The sequence below is a fragment of the Pedobacter gandavensis genome (assembly GCF_032677645.1).
GTDB classification, from domain to species: Bacteria; Bacteroidota; Bacteroidia; order Sphingobacteriales; family Sphingobacteriaceae; genus Pedobacter; species Pedobacter gandavensis_A.
Genome location: NZ_JAVTSB010000030.1, coordinates 1 through 595 on the forward strand (window position 1 = coordinate 1; position 595 = coordinate 595).

Below are 595 nucleotides of genomic sequence, written 5' to 3' on the forward strand. Positions count from 1 at the left end.
ACCCTGGATTCCATCAGCACCAGCAAGTCCTGTAGTACCAGTTGCACCGATATCTCCTTTGTCACCTTTATCCCCTTTTAAACCCTGAATTCCATCAGCACCAGCAAGTCCGGTAGTACCGGTTGCACCGATATCTCCTTTGTCACCTTTTAATCCCTGGATGCCATCAGCACCAGCAAGTCCGGTAGTACCGGTTACACCGATATCTCCTTTGTCACCTTTATCCCCTTTTAAACCCTGGATTCCATCAGCACCAGCAAGTCCGGCAGTACCGGTTGCACCGATATCTCCTTTGTCACCTTTATCCCCTTTTAAACCCTGGATTCCATCAGCACCAGCAAGTCCGGTAGTACCAGTTGCACCAATATCTCCTTTGTCACCTTTATCCCCTTTTAATCCCTGGATTCCATCAGCACCAGCAAGTCCGGTAGTACCAGTTGCACCGATATCTCCTTTGTCACCTTTTAATCCCTGAACTCCATCAGCACCAGCAAGTCCGGTAGTACCAGTTGCACCAGTATCCCCTTTGTCACCTTTTAATCCCTGGATTCCATCAGCACCAGCAAGTCCGGTAGTACCGGTTACACCGATATCT

1 protein-coding gene is annotated in these 595 nt (G+C 49.1%); it reads right to left on the bottom strand.

Annotated elements, in window-relative coordinates:
* Positions 1-595: calcium-binding protein (locus tag R2Q66_RS23875; RefSeq protein ID WP_410479451.1), on the bottom strand; the 595-nt coding region annotated here is incomplete at both ends.